The sequence below is a fragment of the Micromonospora sp. NPDC005161 genome, from assembly GCF_053599855.1.
In genome coordinates this window covers 92,628-118,976 of sequence record NZ_JBSFYQ010000019.1, presented here as the reverse complement: position 1 = coordinate 118,976, position 26,349 = coordinate 92,628, and the positions used below count along the sequence as shown (strand labels likewise).

The 26,349-nt window shown below is 70.9% G+C and carries 24 protein-coding genes and 1 pseudogene; 14 read left to right on the top strand and 11 right to left on the bottom strand.

The window, feature by feature from the left end:
- Positions 1-18 precede the first annotated feature (18 nt).
- Entirely contained in the window at positions 19-1,185 is a 1,167-nt protein-coding gene (locus tag ACWD5O_RS19690) for an RNA-guided endonuclease InsQ/TnpB family protein (protein ID WP_450086137.1), read from the top strand.
- A gap of 26 nt (positions 1,186-1,211) precedes the next feature.
- Here ACWD5O_RS19690 and hydA read toward each other — a convergent pair whose 3' ends face one another.
- From hydA to ACWD5O_RS19670, 4 genes are all read right to left on the bottom strand, one after another.
- Positions 1,212-2,630, bottom strand: coding sequence for a dihydropyrimidinase (gene hydA, locus ACWD5O_RS19685; RefSeq protein WP_450086136.1), 1,419 nt, complete (start codon positions 2,628-2,630; stop codon positions 1,212-1,214).
- Complete coding sequence (locus ACWD5O_RS19680) at positions 2,627-3,469, bottom strand: nitrilase-related carbon-nitrogen hydrolase (protein WP_450086135.1); 843 nt, start codon at positions 3,467-3,469, stop codon at positions 2,627-2,629. The genes hydA and ACWD5O_RS19680 overlap by 4 nt, the downstream gene beginning before the upstream one ends.
- Positions 3,466-5,022 carry an NCS1 family nucleobase:cation symporter-1 gene (locus ACWD5O_RS19675; protein WP_450086134.1) on the bottom strand — a complete coding sequence of 519 codons (1,557 nt, stop codon included), beginning with the start codon at positions 5,020-5,022 and terminating at the stop codon, positions 3,466-3,468. The genes ACWD5O_RS19680 and ACWD5O_RS19675 overlap by 4 nt, the downstream gene beginning before the upstream one ends.
- 240 nt (positions 5,023-5,262) lie before the next feature.
- The gene (locus ACWD5O_RS19670; RefSeq protein ID WP_387321967.1) at positions 5,263-6,867 is read right to left on the bottom strand and encodes a PucR family transcriptional regulator; all 1,605 of its coding nucleotides are present in this window, start codon (positions 6,865-6,867) and stop codon (positions 5,263-5,265) included.
- Between the two features lie 128 nt (positions 6,868-6,995).
- Here ACWD5O_RS19670 and ACWD5O_RS19665 point away from each other — a divergent pair, with 128 nt between their 5' ends.
- Positions 6,996-8,300, top strand: a complete 1,305-nt coding sequence (locus ACWD5O_RS19665) for an aspartate aminotransferase family protein (protein ID WP_450004858.1) — start codon at positions 6,996-6,998, stop codon at positions 8,298-8,300.
- A complete protein-coding gene (locus tag ACWD5O_RS19660) occupies positions 8,297-9,787 on the top strand; it encodes a CoA-acylating methylmalonate-semialdehyde dehydrogenase (protein WP_450086133.1) in 1,491 nt (496 codons plus the stop codon). Before ACWD5O_RS19665 ends, ACWD5O_RS19660 begins: the two co-directional genes overlap by 4 nt.
- On the opposite strand, the gene ACWD5O_RS19655 is transcribed toward ACWD5O_RS19660, so the two are convergent.
- Genes ACWD5O_RS19655 through ccsA form a run of 6 tightly spaced genes read right to left on the bottom strand, consistent with a single transcriptional unit; the run spans position 9,673 to position 14,590 of the window.
- Positions 9,673-10,038 (bottom strand): hypothetical protein, encoded by a 366-nt coding sequence (locus tag ACWD5O_RS19655; RefSeq protein WP_450086132.1) that lies wholly within the window; start codon positions 10,036-10,038, stop codon positions 9,673-9,675. The two genes, ACWD5O_RS19660 and ACWD5O_RS19655, sit on opposite strands and share 115 nt — an antisense overlap.
- Before the next feature lie 27 nt (positions 10,039-10,065).
- Positions 10,066-10,962, bottom strand: a complete 897-nt coding sequence (locus ACWD5O_RS19650; protein ID WP_450086131.1) for a cytochrome c-type biogenesis protein CcmH — start codon at positions 10,960-10,962, stop codon at positions 10,066-10,068.
- Positions 10,959-11,510 (bottom strand): TlpA family protein disulfide reductase, encoded by a 552-nt coding sequence (locus tag ACWD5O_RS19645; RefSeq protein WP_354967391.1) that lies wholly within the window; start codon positions 11,508-11,510, stop codon positions 10,959-10,961. The genes ACWD5O_RS19650 and ACWD5O_RS19645 overlap by 4 nt, the downstream gene beginning before the upstream one ends.
- Entirely contained in the window at positions 11,510-13,441 is a 1,932-nt protein-coding gene (locus tag ACWD5O_RS19640) for a heme lyase CcmF/NrfE family subunit (RefSeq protein WP_450086130.1), read from the bottom strand. Before ACWD5O_RS19640 ends, ACWD5O_RS19645 begins: the two co-directional genes overlap by 1 nt.
- Complete coding sequence (locus ACWD5O_RS19635) at positions 13,431-13,841, bottom strand: cytochrome c maturation protein CcmE (RefSeq protein ID WP_387321981.1); 411 nt, start codon at positions 13,839-13,841, stop codon at positions 13,431-13,433. Before ACWD5O_RS19635 ends, ACWD5O_RS19640 begins: the two co-directional genes overlap by 11 nt.
- Positions 13,838-14,590 carry a cytochrome c biogenesis protein CcsA gene (ccsA, locus tag ACWD5O_RS19630; RefSeq protein ID WP_449938518.1) on the bottom strand — a complete coding sequence of 251 codons (753 nt, stop codon included), beginning with the start codon at positions 14,588-14,590 and terminating at the stop codon, positions 13,838-13,840. The genes ACWD5O_RS19635 and ccsA overlap by 4 nt, the downstream gene beginning before the upstream one ends.
- A gap of 136 nt (positions 14,591-14,726) precedes the next feature.
- Here ccsA and coxB point away from each other — a divergent pair, with 136 nt between their 5' ends.
- The 9 genes from coxB to qcrB are packed head-to-tail and all read left to right on the top strand — an operon-like array spanning position 14,727 to position 23,452.
- A complete protein-coding gene (gene coxB / locus ACWD5O_RS19625; RefSeq protein WP_354967395.1) occupies positions 14,727-15,770 on the top strand; it encodes a cytochrome c oxidase subunit II in 1,044 nt (347 codons plus the stop codon).
- Between the two features lie 17 nt (positions 15,771-15,787).
- Positions 15,788-17,713, top strand: coding sequence for a cytochrome c oxidase subunit I (gene ctaD / locus ACWD5O_RS19620; RefSeq protein ID WP_450086129.1), 1,926 nt, complete (start codon positions 15,788-15,790; stop codon positions 17,711-17,713).
- Positions 17,710-18,336 carry a cytochrome c oxidase subunit 3 gene (locus tag ACWD5O_RS19615; protein WP_354967397.1) on the top strand — a complete coding sequence of 209 codons (627 nt, stop codon included), beginning with the start codon at positions 17,710-17,712 and terminating at the stop codon, positions 18,334-18,336. Before ctaD ends, ACWD5O_RS19615 begins: the two co-directional genes overlap by 4 nt.
- Entirely contained in the window at positions 18,333-18,737 is a 405-nt protein-coding gene (locus tag ACWD5O_RS19610; protein ID WP_354967398.1) for a hypothetical protein, read from the top strand. The genes ACWD5O_RS19615 and ACWD5O_RS19610 overlap by 4 nt, the downstream gene beginning before the upstream one ends.
- Complete coding sequence (locus ACWD5O_RS19605; protein ID WP_450086128.1) at positions 18,725-19,639, top strand: cytochrome c oxidase assembly protein; 915 nt, start codon at positions 18,725-18,727, stop codon at positions 19,637-19,639. Before ACWD5O_RS19610 ends, ACWD5O_RS19605 begins: the two co-directional genes overlap by 13 nt.
- Positions 19,636-20,028, top strand: a complete 393-nt coding sequence (locus tag ACWD5O_RS19600) for a c-type cytochrome (protein ID WP_450086127.1) — start codon at positions 19,636-19,638, stop codon at positions 20,026-20,028. Before ACWD5O_RS19605 ends, ACWD5O_RS19600 begins: the two co-directional genes overlap by 4 nt.
- 3 nt (positions 20,029-20,031) lie before the next feature.
- Entirely contained in the window at positions 20,032-20,832 is an 801-nt protein-coding gene (qcrC, locus tag ACWD5O_RS19595; RefSeq protein ID WP_450086126.1) for a cytochrome bc1 complex diheme cytochrome c subunit, read from the top strand.
- Positions 20,829-21,692, top strand: coding sequence for a QcrA and Rieske domain-containing protein (locus ACWD5O_RS19590; RefSeq protein WP_450086125.1), 864 nt, complete (start codon positions 20,829-20,831; stop codon positions 21,690-21,692). The genes qcrC and ACWD5O_RS19590 overlap by 4 nt, the downstream gene beginning before the upstream one ends.
- Positions 21,689-23,452 carry a cytochrome bc1 complex cytochrome b subunit gene (gene qcrB, locus ACWD5O_RS19585; RefSeq protein WP_450086124.1) on the top strand — a complete coding sequence of 588 codons (1,764 nt, stop codon included), beginning with the start codon at positions 21,689-21,691 and terminating at the stop codon, positions 23,450-23,452. Before ACWD5O_RS19590 ends, qcrB begins: the two co-directional genes overlap by 4 nt.
- 90 nt (positions 23,453-23,542) lie before the next feature.
- Here the strand turns inward: qcrB and ACWD5O_RS19580 are convergent, their stop codons facing one another.
- Positions 23,543-24,049 (bottom strand): hypothetical protein, encoded by a 507-nt coding sequence (locus ACWD5O_RS19580; RefSeq protein ID WP_450086123.1) that lies wholly within the window; start codon positions 24,047-24,049, stop codon positions 23,543-23,545.
- A 224-nt stretch (positions 24,050-24,273) separates the two neighbouring features.
- On the opposite strand from ACWD5O_RS19580, the pseudogene ACWD5O_RS19575 reads away from it, so the two are divergent.
- Positions 24,274-25,057 (top strand): annotated as a pseudogene (locus ACWD5O_RS19575) (aldehyde dehydrogenase family protein); the annotation flags it as partial.
- 19 nt (positions 25,058-25,076) lie between these two features.
- The gene (locus ACWD5O_RS19570; RefSeq protein WP_387322004.1) at positions 25,077-26,252 is read left to right on the top strand and encodes an RNA-guided endonuclease InsQ/TnpB family protein; all 1,176 of its coding nucleotides are present in this window, start codon (positions 25,077-25,079) and stop codon (positions 26,250-26,252) included.
- The last annotated feature ends 97 nt before the right edge of the window (positions 26,253-26,349 follow it).

Below are 26,349 nucleotides of genomic sequence, written 5' to 3'. Positions count from 1 at the left end.
CGAAGCTACGGTGGTCGTGTGAAGCTGGTCGTGCAGGTGAAGCTGCTGCCGACGCCCGGGCAGGCGTCGGCGTTGGAGGCGACCCTGCGCGCGTGCAACACGGCGGCGTCCGACGTGGCGGCCGTGGCCCGGGAGACCGGGGTGTACCGGAACTACGACCTGCGTAAGCAGGTCTACGCCGGGATCAAGGCTGACTACGCCCTGGGTGCCCAAGCGGCCCAGCATGTGATCAAGAAGGTCTCCGACGCCTACGCCACCTTGAAGGCGAACCTGCGGGCTGGCACCTACGGCAAGCCCGGCTCGAAGCGGCGCCGGAAGGTGGAGACCAATCCGATCGGGTTCCGCTGGAACGCGGCCCAGCCCTATGACGCCCGGATGCTGTCCTGGCAGGCCGATGCCCGGACCGTGTCCATCTGGACCACGCACGGCCGGCTCAAGGGCGTCGCCTATACCGGGTCCGCCGACCAGCTCAAGGCGATCGCCACCAGCAAGACCGGCGAGTCGGACCTGATCTTCCGGGACGGCATGTGGTTCCTGTACGCCACCGTCGAGGTGTGCGAACCTGAACTGATCGACCCGTCCGGCTTCCTTGGCGTGGACATGGGCATCGCTAACATCGCCTACGACTCCGACGGCACTCGCTACGCGGGCGACCGGCTCAACGGCTACCGCCGGCGGCAGCTGCGGTTGCGCAAGCGGTTGCAGAAGAAGGGCACCAAGTCGGCCCGACGGCTGCTGGCGCGGCGCAACAAGAAGGAAGCGCGGCACGCCGGGAACGTCAACCACTGCATCGCCAAGACCATCGTGACCGAGGCTGTACGCACCGGTCGCGGCATCGCCGTCGAAGAACTGACGGGGATCCGCGAACGGGTCCGGCTCCGCAAGCCCCAACGGGTCACACTGCACTCGTGGTCGTTTCACCAGCTCGGCAGCTTCCTGGACTACAAGGCCCGCCGAGCAGGTGTACCGCTGGTCCAGGTCGACCCGTGGTACACCTCCCAGACCTGCAACGGCTGCGGGCACCGCGACAAGCGGAACCGGCCGGACCAGGAAACCTTCCACTGTCGGTCGTGCGGGGTCGTTGCCCACGCCGACCACAATGCGGCGCTCAACATCGCCCAGCGCGGCGTCGAGGGCTGGGGCGCAGTCAACCGTCCGCACGCGGCATCACCCTGCATCCAGTAGGGGGACTGACCTGCAAGCCTGCCCATTCATAGGCGGGTAGTTGACACCAGGTACTGGCTGAGATCGCGCTTCAGGAACCTGCCGTGCCCGGCCGCGCCGTGGAAAGCGTTGCCGTCGACCACGACCCGACCACGGGACAGCACGGTGGAGACCTTTCCGGTCAACTCCATGCCCTCGTACGCGGAATAGTCCACGTTCATGTGGTGCGTGCTGGCCGAGATGGTCTGCTGAGCCGTCGGGTCGTACACCGTGATGTCCGCGTCGGCACCCGGCGCGATGACGCCCTTACGCGGATAGAGCCCGAACATCCTGGCGGGCGTGGTCGAGCTGATCTCCACCCAGCGCGCCAGGGTGATCTCGCCTTTCACGACGCCCTGATAGAGCAGGTCCATCCGGTGCTCGACGCCGGGCATCCCGTTCGGGATCTTGGAGAAGTCTCCCCGGCCCAGCTCCTTCTGGTCCTTGAAGCAGAAGGGGCAGTGGTCGGTGGACACCAGCGACAGGTCGTTGGTGCGCAGGCCCCGCCACAGTTCCGCCTGGTGCTCCTTGGTGCGCAGCGGGGGAGAGGCGACGTACTTCGCGCCCTCGAAGTCGGGCTTGGCCAGATCCTCCAGCGACAGGAACAGGTACTGCGGGCAGGTCTCGGCGAACACGTTCTGCCCGGTGTCACGCGCCTGGGTGACCGCGTCCAGGGCGTGCGCGGCGGAGAGGTGCACGATGTACAGCGGCGCGCCGGTGACCTTGGCCAGCGCGATCGCCCGCGAGGTCGCCTCGCCCTCCAGCTCGGGCGGCCGGGTCAGGCCGTGCTGCACCGGGTCCGTCTGACCGTTGGCCAGCGCCTGGAGGACGAGCTGGTCGATGGCGATGCCGTTCTCCGCGTGCATCATGATCATCGACCCGGTGTCCCGGGCCTTCTGCATCGCCCGCAGGATCTCCCCGTCGGTGGCGTAGAAGACTCCCGGATAGGCCATGAACATCTTGAACGTGTTGACGCCCGCGTCGATGCAGGCCTCCATCTCCTTCAGAGACGTGTCGTTGACGTCTGAAATGATCATGTGGAACCCGTAGTCGATCGCGCAGTTGCCGTCGGCCTTGCTGTGCCACTTGTCCAGCGCGGACAGCACGGACGTGCCCTTGCCCTGTACGGCGAAGTCGACGATGGTCGTCGTGCCGCCCCAGGCTGCCGCGATTGTCCCGGTCTCGAAATTGTCCGCCGAGAACGTGCCGCCGAACGGCATTTCCATGTGGGTGTGGCCGTCGATGCCGCCCGGCACCACGTACTTCCCGGCCGCGTCGATCACGCGCTCGGCACCGGACGCCCACTGCTCGGCCAGACCCGAGTCGGGCGCGGCGAGCGCCGCTATCCGTTCACCCTCGACCAGCACGTCCGCCGGATACGCCCCGGTGGCGTTGACGACTGTTCCGTTGCGGATGACGATGCTCACGGCTGCACCAGCGATTCGTACGTGTCGGGACGGCGGTCGCGGTAGAAGGCCCACAGGTCACGGACCTCGGCCAGCTTGTCCATGTCCAGGTCGCGGACGACGACCTCCTCCTCGGTGTCCGACGCCGCGTCGCCGACGAGTTGCCCGCGCGGGTCCACGAAGTACGACTGGCCGTAGAAGTCGTTGTCGCCCAAGGGTTCCACGCCGACCCGGTTGATTGCGCCGACGTAGTACTCGTTGGCGACCGCGGCTGCGGGCTGCTCGAGGCGCCACAGGTACTCCGACAGGCCGCGGCTGGTCGCCGACGGGTTGAAGACGATCTTCGCGCCGGCCAGGCCGAGCGCCCGCCAGCCCTCGGGGAAGTGCCGCTCGTAGCAGATGTAGACGCCGATGCGCCCCACGGCGGTGTCGAACACCGGGTAGCCGAGGTTCCCCGGCCGGAAGTAGAACTTTTCCCAGAACCCCTTCACCTGCGGAATGTGGTTCTTTCGGTGCTTGCCGAGGTAGGTGCCGTCGGCGTCGATCACCGCGGCGGTGTTGTAGTAGACGCCGGGCTGCTCCTGCTCGTACATCGGCACGATCAGCACCACGCCGTGCTGCTCGGCGACCTCGCGCATCAGCGCGGTCGTCGGCCCGTCCGGGATGGCCTCCGTGTACGAGTAGTAGTCCGCGTCCTGGATCTGGCAGAAGTACGGGCCGTAGAACAACTCCTGCAGGCAGACCACCTGTGCGCCCTGCGAGGCGGCGCTGCGGATGGCCTCGACCGCGTTGGCGATCATCGACTCCTTGTCGCCGGTCCACTTCTGCTGCACCAGCCCGGCTCGGATGATGTTGCTCATTTCTCCCCCTTCGCGTGCGCGGTGCGCGGCATCGACAGCGCCAGGTAGACGAGGAACCCGCCGATCAGACCGACCAACCAGCTGTAGTCGTAGAGCGGCTTGAGGAACGGGATGAGCCCGTCGGACGGGAACGGCCCCTTGCCGGGTGCGGAGTAGGCGCCACCCACCGCGAGGACCGCGCCGACGACGGTGGCGACGATGGCGGCCCAGTTCCACCCGCCGGAGAACCAGTACCTGCCCTCGGGGCGGTAGAGGGCCGGCAGTTGGAGGCTGGTGCGGTGGCGGACCCAGTACCCGGAAATGAGTACGCCGGCGACCGCGCCGAGCAGGCCGCCGTAGAACCCGAGCCAGACGAAGATGTAGATGTTGGGGTCCTGCACCAGGCGCCACGGCTGGATCAGGATGCCGAGCACGCCGGTGATCAGGCCCCCGGTCCGGAAGCTCACGAGTCGGGGCGCGGCGTTGGAGAAGTCGTACGCCGGGCTGACGGTGTTCGCCGCGACGTTCACCGACAGCGTGGCGACCACGACGGTGAACAGGCCGAGCGCGACGACCAGCGGGTTCTCGAACTTGGCCGCGAGCTGGATGGGGTCCCAGATGGCCTCGCCGTAGATCACGGCCGTGCCCGAGGTGATCAGGATGGACAGGATGGCGAAGAACGACATCGTGGTCGGCAGGCCGAGGATCTGGCCGTACGCCTGCTGCCGCTGGCTGCCGCCGAACCGGGTGAAGTCGGGGATGTTCAGCGACAGCGTCGCCCAGAAGGCGATCATCCCCATCAGTGACGGCGCGAACAGCTTCCAGAAGTCGGCGCCCCAGCCCAGCTTCGACGGCTGGGACAGGATCGGGCCGAGGCCGCCCGCCTCGACCAGCACCCAGATCAGCAGGGCGACGGCGACCACGATGACGAACGGTGCGGCCCAGTTCTCGAAGCGCCGCAGGGTGTCCATGCCCCGCCAGATGATCGCCATCTCGATCGCCCAGAACAGGAAGAACGAGGCCCACAGCGTCCACGGGTAGTCCATCACCGTCGCCGCGTCGACCCACCAGGAGCCGAGCAGCTTGCCGGCGATCGCGTAGATCGCCTCGCCGCCGATCCAGGTCTGGATGCCGAACCAGCCGCACGCGATGAAGGCGCGCAGCAGGGCCGGGAGGTTCGCGCCGCGGACTCCGTAGAACGCGCGGGCGAAGACCGGGAACGGGATCCCGTACTTCGTGCCCGCGTGGCTGTTCAACAGCATCGGGATCAGGACGAGCAGATTGCCCAGCGTGATCGTGAGGAACGCCTGCACCCAGTTCATGCCGAGCTGGATGAGCCCGGCGGCGAGCAGGTAGGTGGGGATGTTGTGCGCCATGCCGATCCACAGCGCCGCGAAGTTGTACGTGGTCCAGGTGCGCTTCTCGATGGGCACCGGGGCGAGCTCTTCGTTGAAGTACGGGCTGTCGGCGATCGTGGAGAAGTCACGCAGCTCGACTCGGCCATCCGGATGCGTGATCTGTGTGCCCGGCTCGACCGCGGTGGTTTCGGCGGGGGGCAGGGGTTCAACGGCCATCGCTCACCTCGCTGTTACGCTGCCGCAACAGTGGCCGGCCAACCGGCGCGGGTGCTGCGGGTGGGGGCGGATCAGCTCGATCTTTATCTCGGAATGGTGGGTGTCCCGGACCCGCCACGGGCAGCGGCAAAGTGTCCACGCTTGCCATGATCGGGGCACACTCTGTCCACGGCATGCCCGCACCGGGCTGTCAATCGGCGCGGCGGATGGATTGGGGCCTCCTGCTGGCCCCTTGACCCGTCAGGCGTCGTCGAGTTCGTGCACCAGCAGCGCGACGTACAGCGACAGCATCGATTCCGGGTCTTCCAGCGACACCCCGAGCACCTGCGCGATCCGCGACAGCTGCTGGTAGTAGGCCGTACGCGACAGATGCGCGGCGGCGGCCGCCGCCGACTTGTTCCCGCCCTGCTCGCAGAAGCAGCGCAGCAGCTCCACGAGCCGGGTGCGCTGGTTGGCGTCCCGCGCCAACAGCGGACCCAACTCGCGGTCCGCGAATGCCCGGACCCGCTCGTCCTCCCGCAACAGATGTAGGAGGCCGCGCAGGCGCACGTTGTCCAGCTTGTGGTAGAGCTGCGTGCCGGGGGAGCGTAGGGCCGCCCCCGCCACGTGGGCGGCCTCGCTCAGGCTGCGGCGCACCTCGGCGACGTGTGAAACTGTGGTGCCGACCGCCACAAGCACCGGACCGGACGCGGAGCGGTGCACCTCTCTAGCCAACCGGCGCAGTACCCCTTCCACTCCAGTCTGCGCGGGCAGCGACAACAACGCGCGAACGCTCGTGTCGTCCACGATGCCCACCAGGGCGGGCACGGCCAGCCGCCGCGCGGCCAACGCGGTCGCCTCCGCGAGGTCGCGCAACACCTCCTGCGTGGCCAGTGCAGGGGCGCGTGGCGTCACGGTCGCGGGCCGGATCGCGACCCCGATCAGCTGCCGCCGATCGAGGCCGACGCCCAGCGCGGCCGCCCGGGCGGCGAGATCCGGGGGCGGTACTGCCTGACCGAGCAGTTGCGCGAGCAACATGCGGTGCGTCTGCCGCTCCAGACTCTCCCGATCGCGCGCCACGAGCCGATGCACCGCCAGCGCCGACGCGGCCCGCTCGGCAACCACGACGTGCCGATGCGGTGGAGGATCCGGCGAGAGCAGGACCAGGCGCCCCCAGTCGGCGCCCTGCGCGCCGACCATCGTGACCAGCCAGCCGGCCTCCTCGTCGTGGGCGGTCCGCTCGGGCGCCGCCACGGACCGGGACCGCTGACCCCAGTCGGCCAGCAGCTCGGCGGGATCCTGCCCGGCCGCGTCGTAGGCGAGCACCTCGTGCCCCAGCGTCTCCAGCACGACCGGCAGTCCGGAGATCCTGGCCACCTCGCGCAGCACTTCCGCCGGCTCCGCTCCGGCCACGGTGAGCGAGGTGAACGTCTCGTGCACCTGCTCGGCAGCCCGCAGCTCGGCGAGCTGTGCGTCGACGATCAACGCCACCACCGCCTCGGTGACGGACACGAACCGCGTCTCCTCCGCCAGCGTGATCAGTGGGAGTCGGTGCCGGTCGGCCGCTGTCACGAGCGCCTCTGGTATCCCGTCACTCCAGCGCCGGACCAACTCGATCACCAGTCCCGCCGCGCGGACCGCCGCCAGGTCGTCGACGTACCGGGTGAGCGCCGCCGCGTCGTCCGGCAGCGCGATTCCGGTGGTCAGCACCAGTTCTCCGCCGCGCAGCAGGTGCGCGATGTCGGCGACCTCCGCCACGTGGACCCAGCGGACTCGGTCCTGCATGCCGGCCGATCCGGCCACGACGTGCGGCTTCGCGCGCCGGATCACCGGTAGCGCGATGGCTTCTGCGACGGAGGGATACATCGCAGCCTCTCCTCGGGCGGGAATGCACACAACGTAATGCCCTTGCGACCAGGGCGGTACAGGTTGTGCATAGCGGTTGGACAACGAATGCGTCCACACTCGCCGTAGGGACGAGATAGGGGGACGAGATGGCGCACCGCGAGCTGCTGGCCAGGCACCGGTCCGTGATGCCGAGATGGCTGGCGCTGTACTACGAGCAGCCGATCGAGATCGCCACCGCGCAGGGCCGCCGGGTGACCGATCGCGAGGGACGGACCTACCTCGACTTCTTCGCCGGCATCCTCACGAACGCGATCGGCTACGACGTGGCCGAGATCAGCGACGCCATCCGCTCGCAGCTCGACACCGGCGTGCTGCACTCCTCCACGCTGTACCTGATCAAGTCGCAGGTCGAGCTCGCCGAGAAGATCGCGCAACTGTCCGGCATCCCGGACGCCCGGGTGTTCTTCACCAACTCGGGCACCGAGGCGAACGAGACCGCCCTGATGCTCGCCACCCAGTACCGCCGCAGCGAGCAGGTGCTCGCCCTGCGCAACTCCTACCACGGCCGCGCATTCGCCACCGTCGCGATCACCGGCATCCGCGGCTGGTCGGCCAGCGCCCTCAGCCCGATCAAGGTGAGCTGGGTGCACGGCGGCTACCGCTACCGCAGCCCGTTCCGGGATCTGTCCGACCCGGACTACATCAAGGCCTGCGTCGCCGACCTGCGCGAGATCATTGAAACGACGACGGCGGGAGACGTCGCATGCATGATCGTTGAGCCGATCCAAGGCGTCGGTGGCTTCACCACCCCACCCAACGGGCTGTTCGGCGAGTTCAAGAAGGTGCTCGACGAGTACGGCATCCTCCTCGTCTCCGACGAGGTGCAGACCGGCTGGGGCCGCACCGGCGAGCACTTCTGGGGCATCCAGGCGCACGACGTCGTGCCCGATGCGATCACCTTCGCCAAGGGTCTGGGCAACGGCCTGGCGATCGGGGGCGTGGTCGCCCGTCCTGACCTCATGGACTGCCTGCGGGCCAACTCGATCTCCACTTTCGGTGGCAACCCGCTCGCCACCGCCGGCGCTCTCGCCTCGCTGAACTATCTGCTGGAGCACGACCTCCAGGCCAACGCCGCGAAGCTGGGCAGCCGCCTGCTCGACGGCCTGCGCGCCGTCGCCGCGGCGCACCCCGTGGTCGGCGACGTCCGCGGCAAGGGCCTGATGATCGCGCTGGAGCTCGTCGGACCCGACGGCGCACCCGACCCGGCGGCCGCTGCCGCCCTGCTCGAGGAAACGCGGGAACGTGGGTTGCTCGTCGGCAAGGGCGGCCTGTACGGCAACGTCATCCGCCTGGCGCCGCCGATGACCCTGACCCAGGCCGAGGCCGAGGAAGCCCTCGAGATCCTCACCTCGTCGATCGAGGCCGTGGCCAAAGAGGTGCAGCAGCGATGACGACCACGCACTGGATCGGCGGCAAGCCATGGAACGGTGTCGCCGAGCGCACCGGTGACATCTACGACCCCGCCACCGGCCAGGTCTCCGGACAGGTCGACTTCGCAACCGCCTCGGTCGTCGATGAGGCGGTCGCCGCCGCCGCCGAGGCGTTCACCCGATGGCGTAGCGCATCCCTCGCTCGGCGGATGAGCGTCATGTTCTCCTTCCGGGAACTGCTCAACGCCCGAAAGTCCGACCTCGCCCAGATCATCACCGCCGAGCATGGCAAGGTGCTCTCCGACGCCGCGGGGGAGATCCAGCGTGCGCTGGAGGCGGTGGAGTTCGCCTGCGGGATCCCGCAACTGCTGAAGGGCGGGTTCAGCGAGAACGCCTCGGCCCAGGTGGACGTGTACTCCATCCGGCAGCCGCTCGGCGTGGTCGGGGTGATCACCCCCTTCAACTTCCCGGCCATGGTCCCGCTGTGGTTCGTGCCGAACGCCATCGCGTGCGGCAACACGGTGGTGCTCAAGCCGAGCGAGAAGGACCCGTCCGCGTCGAACTTCCTGGCGGAGCTGTTCGCGGAGGCCGGGCTGCCGGACGGCGTTCTCAACGTCGTGCACGGCGACAAGGAGGCGGTCGACCGGATTCTCGAACACCCGACGGTCAAGGCCATCTCGTTTGTCGGCTCCACTCCGGTCGCCCGCTACGTCTATGAAACGGGCACCCGTAACGGCAAGCGGGTGCAGGCGCTCGGCGGCGCGAAGAACCACATGGTCGTACTGCCCGACGCCGACCTCGACCTCGCCGCCGACGCCGCCGTCTCGGCCGGCTTCGGCTCGGCCGGCGAGCGCTGCATGGCCATCTCCGTCGTCGTGGCCGTCGACCCGGTCGGTGACGAGCTCGTCGGCAAGATCAGCGAACGGATCGCGGCACTCCACGTCGGCGACGGCCGTCGCCCGGGCTGCGAGATGGGGCCGCTGGTCACCGGCGCTCACCGCGACCGGGTGATGTCATACCTGGACGCTGGTCGATCCGCGGGGGCGCAGCTGGTGGTCGACGGGCGGAGCCACCTGATCGACGGTGAGCAAGCCGGCTTCTGGCTCGGACCGACTCTCTTCGACCATGTCGACAGCGACATGTCCATATACACCGACGAGATCTTCGGACCGGTCCTCTCGGTGCTCCGGCTGCCCAGCTACGACGCCGCCGTCGAACTCGTCAACGCCAACCGGTACGGCAACGGTACGGCGATCTTCACCAACGACGGTGGCGCAGCTCGCCGGTTCCAGAATGAGGTCGAGATCGGCATGATCGGGGTGAACGTCCCGATCCCGGTCCCGGTCTCGTACTACTCCTTCGGGGGTTGGAAGGACTCACTGTTCGGTGACACTCACGCGTACGGGCCAGAGGGAGTGAACTTCTTCGTCAGATCCAAGGTCGTCACCAGCCGGTGGCTCGACCCGTCCCACGGTGGCGTGAACCTCGGCTTCCCACAGAACAGCTGAGCACCGGCCTGAATCAACTGCGCCAGGGGACGGCCATCTCGCCGGCATCGGGGCGGCCTGCTGACCTCCACGCCGGTGTAGCAGCGTTGCAGGATGTCCAGCGTTCCGGCAGTGGCGCCGAGGTGTATACCGTTCCGCGTCGAGCTGTGCTCCGGATCCGCGAGGTCGGTGCCGAGTGCGGTCAGCAGCATCTCGAAGGATCGGCCGCGATCGGTGCGGGCCAGCACCCTGGAGTGCGCGACCCGGCTCAACGTGGATCCAAGGGGTTCGGGTGGGTGTCACGGGCCGGTGGCCAACAGCCGGCTGATCTCTCCGGCCGCCGGATGCTCCGGAGCGATGGTCAGGAAGCGTCGCAGGGTGCGCGCCGCCTCGGCGGACCGGCTGTCGCGCTGCGCCAGCCCGAGCACGAGCAGGCCGTCCGGGGACTCTGGGGAGCGGGTCAGCACCTCCCGCGCCGACTGCTCCGCGCCGGCGTTGTCGCCGGCCCGCAGCAGCGCGAAGGCGAGCCGCAGCTGGATCGCATCGTCGGGGCGGTCCCGCAGGGCCTCCCGGTACATCCCCGCTGCGGCGTCGTAGCGGGCCTGCCCCTCGAGGTCGCGGGCCAGCTGCACGGCGACCGTCACGGGATCGGCCGGTTCCGGATCCTGGCCCGGCCGGTCCAGGCGGCTGGCGGCCACCGTGACCGACGCGACGAGGCTCACCATTCCCACCGACACCGCGCGCCACGCCCGGCGCGCGGCCCGACCGGTGGGCGCCGCCCGCACCGCCGTGGCCCGCGCGGACGGGGTCGGGCGGGGACGCAGCGTGCGCAGGGCCGCGTAGCCGCCGGCCAGCAAGGTCAGCGCGGGTACGGCCCAGAGCAGCAGCTCCGCCCGGCGGGTCGGCGGGTCGGTCAGCACCTCCGGGCCGTAGCGCTGGACGAACCAGCGGCGGATCTCGTCGCGGTCCCGCCCCTGGGCCAGCTGGTCCGCCACCACCTGCCGCATGGCCGCCGCGATCGGCGACCGGGAGTCCGCCACCGACTCACCCTGGCAGGCCGGGCAGCGTAGACCCACTGCCACGGCGCGTACGGGGTCCTCCCGACCGATGCCGCCGGTCGACCGGACCAACCCCGCGCCCGCTGCGGCGATCAGCGCCGTGAGGACGAGTGCCCCAACGGCCGCGCGCCACCTCATCGGGCCAGCAACGGCGCCACCCGCTGCTCAAGCCACTGCCGGGTGACCACACCCGGCTGCCGGTCGACGATCCGGCCGTCCCGGTCCACCACGAACGTCTCCGGCACTGCCCGGACGCCCCAGTCGACCGCCCGGGTGCCCTCCGGGTCTGGCAGCACGGTCAACTCCCGTGCGCCGGTCTCGTCAAGTAGCGCCCGGACCGCCTCGGCGCCGTCCCGGACGTTCAACCCCACCAGCCGCAGCCCACGGGGCGACCACTGCCGTTCCGTCTCGACCAGTAGCGGCAGCTCGTCCCGGCACGGGCCGCACCAGGAGGCGAACACGTTGACCAGCAGCACGTGACCACGGGCTTCGGTCAGGTCGAACCGGCCACCATCCAGGGTGGCGCCCGTGAGCGCCGGGGCCGGCGCGGGGGTGACGCCGTTGGCGGCGCCGGCGTCGAGCGGCGTCGACGGTGACCGCAGGCCGAGGGCGACCACGGTGCCAACGGCGACGATGAGCACCAGCACCAGCGCCGGGCCAGGTCGCAGCAGGCGGCGGGCGGTCATCACCGGGCCCCGGCGGCGACCGGGTCAGGCGACGCCGCGACGACGTCCGGGCGTCGCGGACGGGCGGTGCGGATCGCCGCCAGGAGTCCCCCCGCGGCCGTCAGCGTGCCGCCGGCCCAGAGCAGCCCGACGAGCGGGTTCACCGCGAGCCGTACGGTCGCGCTGCCGCTGTCCGGGGCGACCGCGATCAGGGTGACGTACGTGTCCCGCAGCAGTCCGGTCTGAATCGCCGGCACCGTGACAGCGGTGTCCCGGGCGGGGTTGTAGCGTAGGGCGGGCCGGACCGTTCGTTCCCCGCCGCCCGCCTCGGTGAGCCGGAGCCGCGCCCGTACGGTCATACCCCCGCTGGCGCCGCTGCGGTCCACGCCGACCAGGCGCACGGACACGTCGCCCACCCGCAGCGCCTCCCCGGTGTGGATGGTTCGCTCCGCGTCGCGACCGTACGCGGAGGATCCCGCGACGCCCACCGCAACCAGGGCGATCCCGGCGTGCGCGACCAGTCCGGCAGCCCTGCCCGGTCTCCGGTTCCGGCCGGAGCGCGGCCGCCGGTCGGCCAGCTCTGCGGCCACGCCGGTGAGCACGAACGCCGCCGCTCCGAACGCGGTGAGCGCGGGCAGGCCGGGCCGGCTGAGCAGCCCCACCACCGCGACGGTGGCGAGCGCCACGGCGCCGGGTAGGGCGAGTCGCCGCAGCGCCTGCGTCCGGTCGCGGACCCGCAGGGCCGGCGTCACGCCCATCATCAGCAGCACCGCGATCGCCAGCGGTACCGCCGTCCGCTGGTAGTAGCCGGGTCCGACCGAGGTGCGCACCCCGCCGAGCGGTTCGGAGAGCAGCGGGAAGATCGTGCCGATCAGCACCACCGCCGCGATCGTCACCAGAAGCACGCCGTTGACCAGCACGGCCGTCATCCGGGACAGCAGCGGTGTGCTCCTGCCGTGGGCGGGTTCTCGATCGCGCCATCCGGTCAGGACCGTCGACACGACGACCGTCAGCAGCACGAAGCCGAGCAGCATCGGCCCCAACGGTGAGTCGGTGAAGGCGTGCACGCTGGCCACCGCGCCGGACCGGGTAAGGAACGTGCCGAGCAGCACCAGCACGAAGCTCGCGCATGCCAGGGCCAGGTTCCAGCCGGCCCGGCCGGCGGCGCGGCCCAGGGTGGCGTGCAGGAAGGCGGTGGCGGTCAGCCAGGGCAGCAGCGACGCGTTCTCCACCGGGTCCCACGCCCAGTAGCCGCCCCAGCCCAGCACCGCGTACGACCACCAGGCCCCGAGCCCGATGCCGGCGGTCAGCGCCGCCCACGCCGCCAGGGCCCAGGGTCGGGCGGACCGTAGCCAGCCCCGCCCCTGCTGGCCGGCCAGTGGTGCGGCGATCGCGAAGGCGAACGGCACGACCAGGCCGATGTAGCCGGCGTAGAGCAGGGGAGGGTGCACGCCCATCGCCGGGTGCTGCTGCAGCAGCGGGTTCGGCCCCGGGCCGTCGGCGGGTACCGGGTTCACCTCGCGGAACGGGTTCGCGGCGAAGGCGGACAGCGCGAAGAAGAACATGGTCACCGTGCTGACGACCACCATCGCGTAGGCGTGCAGCCGAGGCGGGTGCCTGCGGTGGGCCAGCAGTGCCGCGTACCCGGCGAGGATCAGCAGCCAGAGCAGCAGCGACCCGTCCAGCGCGGACCAGAGGCTCGTCAGCGTGTAGTACAACGGCACCTGGCGTCCGCCGTTCTCCGCCACGAATCGGACGCTGAAGTCGTGCCGGAGCAGGGCCGCCTCCAGCAGCGCGCAGGCGACGGCGGCGGTCGTCAGGGTCGCGGCGGTCCCGAGGCGGGCCGCTCGGGTGGGCGTGGCGAACAGGGCCACCCGCAGCCAGAGCAGGGCGGTCAGGGTGGCGCAGAGCAGACCGGCCGTGAGGCTGGCGGTGCCGAGGTCAGCGAGCATCGACCGACCCCGGCGGGGCGGTGGACGGGCGGTATTCGTTGCCGTGCCGGACCACGACGTGGTCGGAGCGGAACACCCCGTCCGCCGAGAGCGTGCCCTCGACGACCGCTCCCTCGCCCTCCCGGAAGGTCTCCGGCGGCACGCCCCGCTGCTCGACGGTGATCTCGCGACCGTCTTCGGTGAGGCGGAACACCACGAGGTCGCCGGTGCGCCGCAGCGACCCGGGCACCACGTCGCCGCCAAGGCGTACCCGTTCCCAGGTCGCGTCCGGATCGCCGAGCACCTCGCCCGGAGTGCGGTAATAGGTCAGGGTCTCCCGGAGCGCGCTGGTGACCAGCAGCGCGCCGGCGGCGAGGAGCACGGCGACGACGGCGGTCCGGCCCGCCCGGCGACGGATCATCCGACCCGGACCGGGACGCGGTCGGGGGCCGTGTCGGGTGTCAGCCGGCGTTCCAGCCGGACCACCCGGTGCAGCAGGACGCAGAGCGCGGCGAGCGTCGCGGCGGCGACGGCGAGCAGCAGGGCGGCGCCCATCCTGGGGTCGATGGGCGGGCGTTGCGGGGCGAGCACGGTCGCCTGCTGGTGCAGCGACCGCCACCAGACGACGGAGAAGTGCACCACCGGGACGAGCAGGAAGCTGGCCATCCCGACGACCGCGGCGGGCCGCGCCACCCGGTGGTCGCCTCCGTCTCGCGCGCCGGTCCGCTCTGCCAGCGAGCGGCGCAGGGCCAGGTAGCCGGCGTACGCCAGCAGCAGCAGGACGGTGCTGACCAGCCGGGGGTCCCACGCCCACCAGGCACCCCAGGCCAGCTTCCCCCACAGTGACCCGGTGGCGATCGCGACGGCGGTCAGGGCCGCGCCGATCTCGGCGCCCGCCCGCGCGAACCGGTCCCAGCGAAGGTCGCCCCCGATCAGGTACGCGCCGCTGGCGGTCAGCACGACGGCGAACGCAGCGTAGGCAACCCAGGCCGCGGGGACGTGGAGGTACATCAGTCGCTGCGCCTGGCCCTGCACCTCGTCGGGGGGTGCCAGCCATCCGCCGGCCACCGTCGCCGCCGCGGTGAGCCCGCCGGCGAGCCAGGCCATGGTCCGGCGGCCGGCGGCCGCTCTGCCGGTGTCCGCGACAAGGTCCACGGTGGAGGCTCGCATGATCTCCCTGTCCGCGCCCCCGGGGCGCTTGCGGATCGAGTTGCGGTATCACCATAAATCGGTCCGGTCGTACTCGTCGGGTTATCAGCCGCAAACGGGGACGAAAGGGGTTCGGAAGGGCCTAGTGTCGCTCTCGGTGGACACGACAGCAGGGATGACCATGAGCGCCGCCCGACCCGCCGGGCGGCGCCGGCAACCGCGCCCGCTCCCGGTGCTGACGGCCCTGTGCGGCCTGGCCCTGCTCGCCGGATGCGGTGGTGACCCGCCGTCCACCCTCAACCCCGCCGGCACGGGCGCCGCCCGGGTCGCCAACCTGTGGTGGCTGCTCTTCTGGATCTCGCTGGCGGTGGTCGCCGAGGTCATGGCGCTGCTGATCTGGGCGCTGGTGTTCCGGCGGGGCAACGTCCGGGTGCGCCACGGGCAGCCGCTCCGCTTCGTCGCGATCGCCGGAGCCGGGCTGCCGTTCGTCATTCTCGTCGCCGTCTACGGGGTGGGGCTGCGGGACCTCGCCGCGCTCGCCGCCGATCCCGACCCCGACGCCCCGACGGTGGAGGTGACCGGCCACAAGTGGTGGTGGGAGGTGCGCTATCCGGGGGCGTCCGGGGCGACCGCGAACGAGATCCACATTCCGGTGGGGGAGCGGGTGAAGGTCCGGCTGCGAACGGACGACGTGCTGCACAGCTTCTGGGTGCCGCAGCTCATGCCGAAGACGGACCTGATCGCCGGTGAGACCCGTGAGACCTGGTTGCGGGCGGAGCGGGCCGGCCGCTACCGCGGCCAGTGCGCCGAGTACTGCGGCACCCAGCACGCTCACATGGCCTTCCTGGTCGTGGCGGAACCCCGCGCCGACTTCGACGCGTGGCTGACCCGCCTGAACGCCCCGGCCCGTCAGCCGAGCACGGAGGCCGAGCGCCGCGGCCAGCAGGCGTTCGTGCAGGGCACCTGCGCCGCCTGCCACGCGGTGCGGGGCACCGGCGCCCAGGGCCAGGTGGGGCCCGACCTGTCGAACGTGGGCTCCCGATGGAGCCTCGGCGCCGGGGCGGTACCGAATGACGCCGGACACCTCGGCGGCTGGATCGTCAACTCCCAGACGGTCAAGCCCGGCAACGCGATGCCCCCACAGCCGGTCGGCGCGGCCGCGCTGCCCGACCTGATCACGTACCTGCGGTCGCTCGAGTAGGTCGGGGAGGGGGAACTATGTCCACGACCAGCACGCCGCCCGGAGTCAGCCGGGTGGACCTGGCCCGGCTGACGGAACACTGGGCGGAGTCGCCCTCGGTACGGGGCTGGTTCAGCACGGTCGACCACAAGAGGATCGGCCGGCGCTACCTGGTCACCGCCGGGGTCTTCTTCGTCCTCGCCGGACTCAGCGCCCTGGCCATGCGCACCCAGCTCGCCCGACCCGAGGCGGGACTGCTGTCGCCCGAGGAGTACAACCAGCTCTTCACCATGCACGGCACGGCGATGATCTTCCTGTTCGCCACACCGATGCTCTTCGGCTTCGGGAACTACCTCGTGCCCCTGATGATCGGCGCCCGGGACATGGCGTTCCCGAGACTGAACGCCTTCGGCTACTGGGTCTTCCTGTTCGCCGGCCTGTTCATGTGGGCGAGCCTGCCCTTCGGCGCCGCCCCCAACAACGGCTGGTTCGCGTACGCGCCGCTGAGCTCGGAGCAGCACAACCCCGGCCTGCACATGGACGTCTACGCCCTCGGGCTGCTCTTCCTCGGCATATCCACGACCGCCGCCTCGATCAACTTCATCGTCACCGCGCTCAAGCTGCGCGCACCGGGAATGTCGCTCAACCGGGTACCGCTGTTCGTCTGGGCGATCGTCGCTACCGCGTTCATGGTGATCTTCGCGCTGCCGGCGCTGAACCTCGACAACGCGATGCTGTTCTTCGACCGCCGGTTCGACACCCACTTCTTCGACCCGTCGGCCGGCGGAAACGTCCTGCTCTGGCAGCACCTGTTCTGGATCTTCGGACACCCCGACGTGTACATCATCGTCATGCCGGGGCTGGGCATCGTTTCGGCGGTGCTACCCGCATTCACCCGGCGAGGCGTGGTCGGCTACCCGCTGATCGTGCTGTCCATCGTGGCGATCGCGATCATCTCGTTCGGGGTCTGGGTGCACCACATGTTCGCCACCGGGCTGCCGCAACTGTCGTACAGCTTCTTCAGCGCGGCCAGCACGATCATCACCATTCCGTCCGGGCTGCAGATCTTCGCCTGGCTGGCCACCATGCTGCTCGGCCGGCTGGTCATCCGGGTGCCGCTACTGTTCGTCGTCGGCTTCATCGTGACCTTCGTGCTCGGCGGCGTCACTGGCACGATGTTCGCCCTGACCGCGTTCGACCAGCAGGTCACCGACACCTACTTCGTGGTGGCGCACTTCCACTACGTGCTGATCGGCGGCGCGGTCTTCCCGATGCTCGCCGGCATCTACTACTGGCTGCCCAAAATCACCGGGCGGATGTACCACGAAGGGCTGGGGCGCTGGGCGTTCTGGCTGGTCTTCGTGGGCATGCACGTCACCTTCTTCCCCATGCACCTCTACGGTCTGTTCGGGATGCCCCGCCGGGTCTACACCTATGCCAGCGAGCCGGGCTGGGGCGGATGGAACCTGGTCAGCACCATCGGCTCCTACGTGCTCGCTCTCGGACTGCTGCTCGTGCTCGTCGGCGTGGTGCACGCCGTCCGCCGGGGTCGGCCCGCCCCGCCGGACCCCTGGGGCGCCGACACCCTGGAATGGGCCACCACGTCACCGCCCGAGCCATACAACTTCCCCGTCCTGCCTCGCGTGCACAGCCTGCACCCGGTGTGGGACGAACGGACCGCCGACTCGATTGGCGAGGGGGCGACCGCGGACCGCATCCTCAGCGAGGGACGCGACACACTGCTCACCAGCGAACTGGACGCCCGCGTCGAACGCCCGGTGCCGATGCCGGAGTCAACGCTCAAGCCCCTCGTGCTCGCCGCCGCGTTGCTGGTCTTCTTCGCCGCTCTGCTCGTCGCCTGGTACCCGGTGGCGGCCGTCGCCGCGGTGGTGGTGGCCGCGACGATCGCGGTCTGGCTCTGGCCAGCTGGACCGAGCCGGACGAGCGGGGTGGCGACACCATGACGGATCGGGGCGGGATCATGGCGGCCACCGGCGCTGAGGCGCTGAGCACCGAGCTGCCAGCCGGTCGATCGACCGGCTGGTGGGGCATGGTGATGTTCGTGGCCACCGAGGCCACCCTCTTCGCCTGCCTGCTCGGCAGCTACTTCTACCTCCGCTTCCAGTACGGCCCCCAGTGGCCGCCGGGCGCCATCGGGGCCCCGGAGCTGCTCAAGCCGTTGATCATGACCGCCGTGCTGCTGCCCAGCAGTCTGCCCATGGTGTGGGCCGAACGCGGCAGCCGGCACGGCCGGCGGTGGCAGCTGCGGTGCGGCCTGGGCGCCACCATGGTGCTCGGGCTGACCTTCCTGACCCTGCAGGCCACCGAGTACGCCGAGAAGCTCCGGCACTTCACCCTGACCACCGACGTGTACGGGTCGCTGTTCTACCTGATCACCGGTTTCCACGGGCTGCACGTCCTGGTCGGCCTGACCATGATCGGCTGGCTGCTCGCCGCCGCCCTGAGCGGCGGCACCATCGACGCCCACCGGCGCGAGCGGGTCCGCAACACCGCCATCTACTGGCACTTCGTCGACGCGGTGTGGGCCGCCATCCTGTTCACCATCTACCTCTCCCCACGACTATGACCACCACACCACCCGGGCCACGGGCCCGTCTGACCGGCGGGGTGCTGCTCTGGTACGGCGTCCTCGGCGGCGGCGTCGCTTGGGCCGTACACGTGCTCGCCGCCTGGGGCCTCGACGAACTCGCCTGCGCCGCCGGCTCCGACCGCGTCCTCGCCATGCCGCTCGGGCGGGTCGTCGGGCTCGCGGTGATCGTCCCGGCCCTGGTCACCGCGGGCTCGCTGGCGGTCGCCGCCCTGGCGTGGCGACGCACCGCCCGCGCGCAGGCCACGGGCACCCAGGACCGGGCGTACGGCCGGTCCCGGATGCTCGCCGTGGTGGGCGTCTGGGTCAACCTGCTGTTCCTGACGATCATCGTGCTCGGCGGGGTCGCCGTGCTGGTGCTGCCGCCATGTCAGCTCTGAGCGTCCACCAGGCACACGGGCCCGGCGAGAGCCCGCTGGCCGAGAGCCTGCTGGCGATGCTCGTCGTCGTCACGGTCTGCCTGCTGGCAGCCGGCTACGGGCGGGGCGTCCAGGAGCTGTGGTCGCGCCGCGGCGCGGGGCACGTGGTCCCCCGCTGGCGGGTGGCCGCGTTCGGCGCCGGACTGCTGGTGGTGCTCGGCACTGAGCACGGGCCGGCGCACGAGATGGCGGAGTCCTCCTTGGCCGGGCACATGGCTCAGCACATGCTGCTCCTGCTGGTGGCCGGGCCGTTGCTCGCGGCCGGCGCGGCGGGGCTGCCGCTGAGCATGGCCGTGCCGCTCCCGCTGCGCCGGCTGCTCGCCCGCTGCCGGGTGGCGCCGCCGATGCGCCGGCTGCGCCACCCGGGCACGTACGCCCTGCTGGCCGGCGGCGGGCAGACCGTCGTGCTCTGGTTCTGGCACCTGCCCGGGCCGTACGCGGCCGCGGTCGACCGTCCCGTCGTGCACGCCACCGAGCATCTGTGCTTCCTGGCCACGGCCTGGCTGTTCTGGGCCCCGGTGCTCGGCTCGCCACGGCACCGCGCCCCCGCCCCGGTGACGGTGCTGCTGCTGGCCGGCACCATGCTGCCCGCCTCGGCCCTCGGCGCCGTGCTCACCTTCGCCCCGCAACCGATCTATCCGCGGCGGGTGTTCGGCGCCGACCCGCTGGCCGACCAGCAACTCGCCGGCCTGTTGATGTGGGCGCCGATGGACCTGGCCGTGCTGGTCGTGGCGCTGACCGTGTTCCTGGGCTGGCTGCTGCGGATGGACCGCGACCGGCCCGACGGCCTGCGCGGGGGGCCGCCACCCGGAGGGACCCGCCCGATGGCGACCACAGCTGAAGCGGAAGGGATGGTGCCATGATGCTGCCCCGCCGGCTCTGGGCACTCGGTGCGGCCCTCATGATCCTGCCGATGGTCGCGGTCACCGCCTGCGCCTCGACGGCCCCACCGCCACCACCGGAGTCGCGCAACGGACGGCCCGACCGCGGCGCGGAGCTGATCGCCCAGTACGGCTGCGGGTCGTGCCACACCATCCCCGGCATCAACCGCGCCGACGGCCTGGTCGGCCCGCCCCTGACCCGGTTCGGCGCCCGCTCCTACATCGCCGGTCAACTGCCCAACAACGCCGACAACCTCCGGCGCTGGATCGTCGATCCCCAGGCCGTGGAGCCCGGGACCGCCATGCCGAACCTTGGTATCAGTGCCATTGACGCCCAGGACATCGCCGCCTACCTCTACACGCTGGACTGACCGATGCGGCACTCACGAGCCGCGGCCCGGCGGCTCACCCTGCATCCCCGCCGGATGCTCGCGGTCGGAGCCGTGCTGGTGCTCGCCGCCGGTCCGGTGGCGCTCGCCGCCGAGCCGACGCCCGGGGCGACGACCCCGGCCGTGTCCGCGCCGTCGTCCAACCCGGCGGACCGGGGCGCCGAGCTCTACCTGCAGCAGTGCGCGAGTTGCCACGGTGAGCAGGGGCGGGGCACGCAGCGGGGCCCGTCGCTGATCGGCGTCGGCCCCGCCTCGGTCGACTTCCAGGTCTCCACCGGACGGATGCCGCTGTCGCGGGAGGAGCAGCAGGCCCGGCGCGCGGAACCGGTGTTCTCGGCCGACGACATCCGCGCACTGGTGGGCCACGTCGGCAGCTTCGGCGGGGGTGGTCCGCAGATACCCCGGGTCGCCCCGGGCAACCTGGCCTCCGGTCAGGAGATCTTCGCCGCCAACTGCGCACCCTGCCATGGGGCCACCGGCGCGGGCACCGCGCTGACCGACGGCTTGACCGCCCCGCCGCTGTACGACGCCACAGCGACGCAGGTCGCCGAGGCGGTCCGGGTCGGCCCCGGGCTGATGCCGGTCTTTCCCAGCCAGGTGCTCGACGACCAGCAGGTCAACGACCTCACCGCATACGTGCAGCGGCTCCGCGGCGAGCGGCTGGACCGGGGCGGCAACCCCCTCGGTCGGCTCGGCCCGCTGGCCGAGGGACTGGTCGCCTGGGTGGCCGTCCTGGGTCTGCTGGTGGCAGCCGCGCGATGGCTGGGCAGGAGGGCGGGGGAGTGAGCGCGCGGCGTCCCTCGGCGAGCGAGCGGGCGGCCAGTCGCCGGACCGTCGTCGCGTTTCTGGTCAGCGCCGCCGGGGCGGTGGGCTTCGCGGTGACGTACGCGGTGGGCGGCGACACCCGCTGGGAGGGGGTCTGTCTCGCGGTGGCCTTCGCCGGGCTGGCCGTGGGCCTCGCCATCTGGGGCCGGCGGCTCGTGCCGGTCGACGGGTACGTCGAGGAGCACGAGGGCTTCGCGCCGCCTCCGACCGAGCAGGCGATGACCGCCGCGGTGCTCGCCGCGCCGGACAGCCCGGTGCGGCGGCGGGGCCTGCTCGCCGCGCTCGGGCTCGCGCTGAGCGCGCTCGGCGCCGCCGCGCTGTTCCCGCTGCGCTCCCTGCTGCCCTCCGGACGGGCCCACCCGCTCCAGGCACGCAGAGACACCCCATGGGGACCCGGCGTGCGGCTGGTCACCGCGGACGGACGGCCACTGCGGCTGCAGGACGTGCCCACCGGCACCGCGGTCGGGATCTTTCCCGAGGGCCACCTCAACACCGGGGACGGCCCCGCTTTCGCGGTCCGCCTTGACCCGGAACGCTTCTCCCGCCCGCCCTCCGCCGGTCACCTGAACGGGCTGGTCGTCCACTCGCTGCTCTGCACGCACGCAGGGTGCCCGGTCCGGATCTACCTCAAGGGCACCGGGCAGGTGCTCTGTCCCTGCCATCAGTCCTCCTTCGACCTGCTGGCAGATGCCCGGCCCGTGGCCGGTCCGGCGGCCCGGGCGCTACCAGGGCTGCCGATCGAGGTCGGACCGGACGGCTTCCTCCGCGCAACCGGTGACTTCACCGTGCCGCCCGGCGCGGGCTTCTGGAGCTCACCATGATCACCGACCGGCTGGCCCGGGCCCTGGACGACCGGCTACGGCTCTCGCCGATCACCCGCCGGGCGCTGGTGAAGGTCTTTCCCGACCACTGGTCGTTCATGCTCGGCGAGATCGCGCTCTACTCGTTCATCGCGCTGATCCTCACCGGCGTCTACCTGACCTTCTTCTTCGACGCCAGCTCCGCCGACCGGGTCTACCGCGGTGCGTACGCCCCGCTGGACGGCGCCACCACCTCCGCGGCCTACGCCTCGACCGTGCGGCTCAGCTGGGACGTCCGGGCCGGCCTGCTGATCCGGCAGACCCACCACTGGGCCGCGCTGGTCTTCGTCGCGGCCATCGTGCTGCACCTGGCGCGGATCTTCTTCACCGGAGCGTTCCGCAAACCCCGTGAGCTCAACTGGCTGATCGGCGTGACCATGCTGACCCTCGCCCTCGCCAACGGCTTCACCGGCTACTCCCTGCCAGACGACCTGCTCTCCGGGCTGGGCCTGCGGATCATCACCTCGGTGGTGGAGTCGATCCCCCTGGTCGGAGCGTGGCTGGTTTCCCTGGCCCTGGGCGGGGAGTTCCCCTCCGACGAGATGATCCCCCGGATGTTCGTCGCCCACGTGCTGCTGGTGCCGGCCGTCCTCGTCGCCCTCGTGTCGCTGCACATGGGCATCCTGGTGCGGCAGAAGCACACCCAGTTCCCCGGTCCGGGGCGGACCGAGCACAACGTCGTCGGCTCCCGGCTGTGGCCGAGCTACACCCTGCGCACGCTCGCCCTGTTCGCCTGGGTGCTGGCGGTACTGTTCGCCCTCGGCGGCCTGATCCAGATCAACCCGGTCTGGCTCTACGGGCCCTTCGAACCGGCCCAGTCCACCGCGCCGGCCCAGCCCGACTGGTACGTCGCCTGGGGTGATGGGGCCCTGCGGCTGTTCCCGCCGCTCGAGTTCCGCGTCGCCGGGCATCTGGTGCCCGCGCCGTTCTTCCCCGGCGTGGTGCTCGGCGGGTTGACCTTCCTCGTCCTCTACGCGTGGCCGTTCGTCGAACGGCTGCGTACCGGCGATCGCCGGCAGCACCACCTGCTCGACCGGCCCCGCGACCATCCCTTCCGGACGGGCATCGGCGTGGCCGCGCTGACCTTCTACGCGGTACTCACGGTGGCGGCCGGCGACGACATCATCGCCCGCCTGCTGCGGGTGCCGATCTACGACCTGCTGTCGGTGTTCCAGGTGCTGGTGCTCGTCCTACCGATCCTGGCCGGGGCGCTCGCCTTCCTGACCGCGCGGGCGCTGCACCGCGGCGGCGCAGCCGGCGTCGGCGAACTCACCCGCGCGGACCTGCGGCGGGCCGCCCACCGCTCGCCTCACCCGCCCGAAGGCGAGGGTGAACCGGAAACACCCGCCCTGGACAGGCCGGGGGAGCGAATCGAGCTGTGGCCGGAGGGCGACCTGTGGCATTGGCGTTACCGCGACGAGGCCCGGCACCTCGTCATCGGCGGGAACCGGGCCCTGCGCTCGGAGGAGGAAGCGATCTCGGCCTCCCGGCTCGCGTACCCGGGGGTCGACCGGGTGGTGGTGCCCGGACCGCCGCCGGCGCCACCGCCCGGGCCGATCCGCGCCGCCCTGCGCCGTTGGGGCCGGGCGGCGGCCGTCGGGTCGCTGCTGCTCGCAGCCCTCGTCGAGAAACGGCGGGACCGCCGGGAGCGGGAACGGGTGGACGGCCCGACGCCGCCGGAGCCGGCGGAAGAGGCGCCGACCGGGGATGGGCGGACATGACACACCTGGTGGGGCGCGTGGAGGGAAAGGGCCGATGAAGGCTCCGCCGTCGCCGAGGGTGGCGCGACCGGTGATGTATCACCGATGGAGCTAGACGCTAGCCTCGGCGACGGTGCCGATCGCCTCGTCGCCGAGGAGCGTCCGAACCGCCGCCAGGACCTCCTGCGGATCGTTGGCCATCGCCATACCCGCCTGGGCGAGCAGCGCCGCGGTATCGGCCTGCCGCTGCCGGTCGAGGTCGGCCAGCAACTGGTCCACCTCCGGCACCGACCGCTCTCCGGACAGCGCGCGGGTGGGCGGCTGGAGGTCCATGAAGTGGCAGAGCAGCCGCAACGGCCGGTGACCGTATACCCGGGTGCCGCTCGGCAGGGTGGACCAACCGTAGGTGAGCAGCCGCGCCACGGCGCCGTCGAGCAGCGGCGTGGCCCAGTGGGCGTTGTCGAACAGGCTGTTCGAGGACGCCTCAGGCAGCCCGAGCCCGGCGACGACCCGGTCGACCTCCTTCGCGGCGTCCTCGGCGACGACGAACACGTAGGGCGAGATGCGGCTGCGGCGAAAGACCTCCGACCAGGCCCGGCGCGGCTTCGATGATGTCACGCGGGAAGTATCCGAACCGGTGGTCGGGGCGTTCACGCGGGCGGCGAACCCAATCCCGCGGCCGCAGCCGCCCTGCTGGAGGAAGCGCGCAGTCGCGGACTGCTGGTCGGCAAGGGCGGCCCGCACGGCAACGTGATCCGGCTGGCGCCGCCGATGACGCTCACCGAGGACGAGGCCGACGAGGCGCTGGGCATCCTCGCTGAGGCAATTGAGGCGGTGTCGGCATGAGGATCACGCACTGGATCGGCGGCAAGGCATGGACCGGCATCGCCCAGCGCACGGGTGACGTGTACGACCCCGCGACGGGTCAGGTCGGCGGGAAGGTCGATTTCGCCAGCGCCTCGGACGTCGACGAGGCGGTCACCGCCGCCCGCGAAGCCTTCTCCCGGTGACGCAACGCCTCCCTCGCCCAACGCGCGAACGTGATGTTCGCGTTCCGCGAACTGCTCAACGCCCGGAAGTCCGACCTCGCCGAGATCATCACCGCCGAGCACGGCAAGGTGCTCTCCGACGCGGCGGGCGAGATACAGCGTGCGCTGGAGGCGGTGGAGTTCGCCTGCGGCATCCCGCAGTTGCTCAAGGGCGGGTTCAGCGAGAACGCCTCGACCAAGGTGGACGTGCACTCGATCCAGCAGCCGCTCGGCGTGGTCGGGGTGATCTCCCCATTCAATTTCCCGGCGATGGTGCCGCTGTGGTTCGTGCCCAACGCCATCGCCTGCGGCAACACCGTGGTGCTGAAGCCGAGCGAGAAGGACCCCTCCGCGGCGAACTTCCTGGCGGAGCTCTTCGCCGAGGCCGGGCTACCGGATGGCGTGTTCAACGTCGTGCACGGCGACAAGGAGGCGGTTGATTGACCGGATCCTCGAGCATCCGGAGGTCAAGGCGGTCTCGTTCGTCGGGTCGACGCCGATCGCCCGGTACGTCTACGAAACCGGAACGCACAACGGCAAGCGGGTGCAGGCGCTCGGCGGCGCGAAGAACCACATGGTCCATCGAGGTGACATGGACCAGTTGCTACTGTGATCGCATGAAGCTGGTTGTGCAGGTGAAACTCCTGCCGACGCCCGGGCATGCGGCAGCGCTGGGGGCGACCCTGCGCGCGTGTAACCAGGCGGCCAGCGACGTGGCGATCGTGGCCCGCGAGTCGGCCGTGTACCGCAACTACGACCTGCGCAAGCACGTCTACGCCGGGATCAAGGCCGACTACGGGTTGGGTGCCCAGGCGGCACAGCACGTCATCAAGAAGGTCGCCGACGCCTACACCACCCTGACGGCGAACCTCAAGGCCGGGCGGTACGGCAAGCCCGGCTCGAATCGGCGCAGGCGGGTCGAGGCCAACCCGATCCGGTTTCGGTGGGACGCCGCCCAGCCTTACGACGCCCGGATGCTGTCCTGGCAGCACGACGCTCGGACGGTGTCCATCTGGACCACCACCGGCCGGCTCAGAGGCATGGCATACACCGGCTCGCCGGCCCAGCTCAAGGCTGTCGCCACCAGCGTGATCGGCGAGTCCGACCTGGTGCACCGCGACGGGATGTGGTTCCTGTACGCCTCGATCGAGGTGCCCGAGGCGCCGCCGTACGAACCGGACGGCTTCCTCGGCGTGGACATGGGCATCGTCAACATCGCCTACAACTCCGACGGTACCCGCTACGCCGGCACCCGGCTCAACGGCTACCGCCGCCGCCAGATGCGGCTGCGGGCTCGGCTGCAACAGAAGGGCAGCACTTCGGCCAAGCGGCTTCTGGCCCGACGTAACAAGAAGGAAGCGCGGCACGCCGCGAACGTCAACCATCGCATCGCCAAGACCATTGTGACCGAGGCTGCACGCACCGGTCGCGGTATCGCCGTCGAAGAACTGACGGGGATCCGTGAGCGGGTCCGGCTGAGAAAGCCCCAACGGGTCACGCTCCACTCGTGGTCGTTTCACCAGCTCGGCGGGTTCCTTACCTACAAGGCCCGCCGAGCTGGTGTACCGCTGGTCCAGGTCGACCCGCGGTATACCTCCCAGACCTGCCACGGCTGCAAGCACCGCGACAAGCGGAACCGGCCTAACCAGGAAACCTTCACCTGTCGGTCGTGCGGGGTCGTTGCCCACGCCGATCACAATGCGGCTCTCAACATCGCCGAGCGCGGTGTCGAGGGCTGGGGCGCAGTCAACCGCCCGCACGTGGCATCACCTCGCAGCCAGCGAGAGGCTTGATCTACAAGCCCGCCCATTCATGGGCGGGTAGTTGACTATGGCGCGGGTCGGCGTTGCAGATCCACGCCCGGCCAGCTTGCCGGTAGGCCAGACTGCA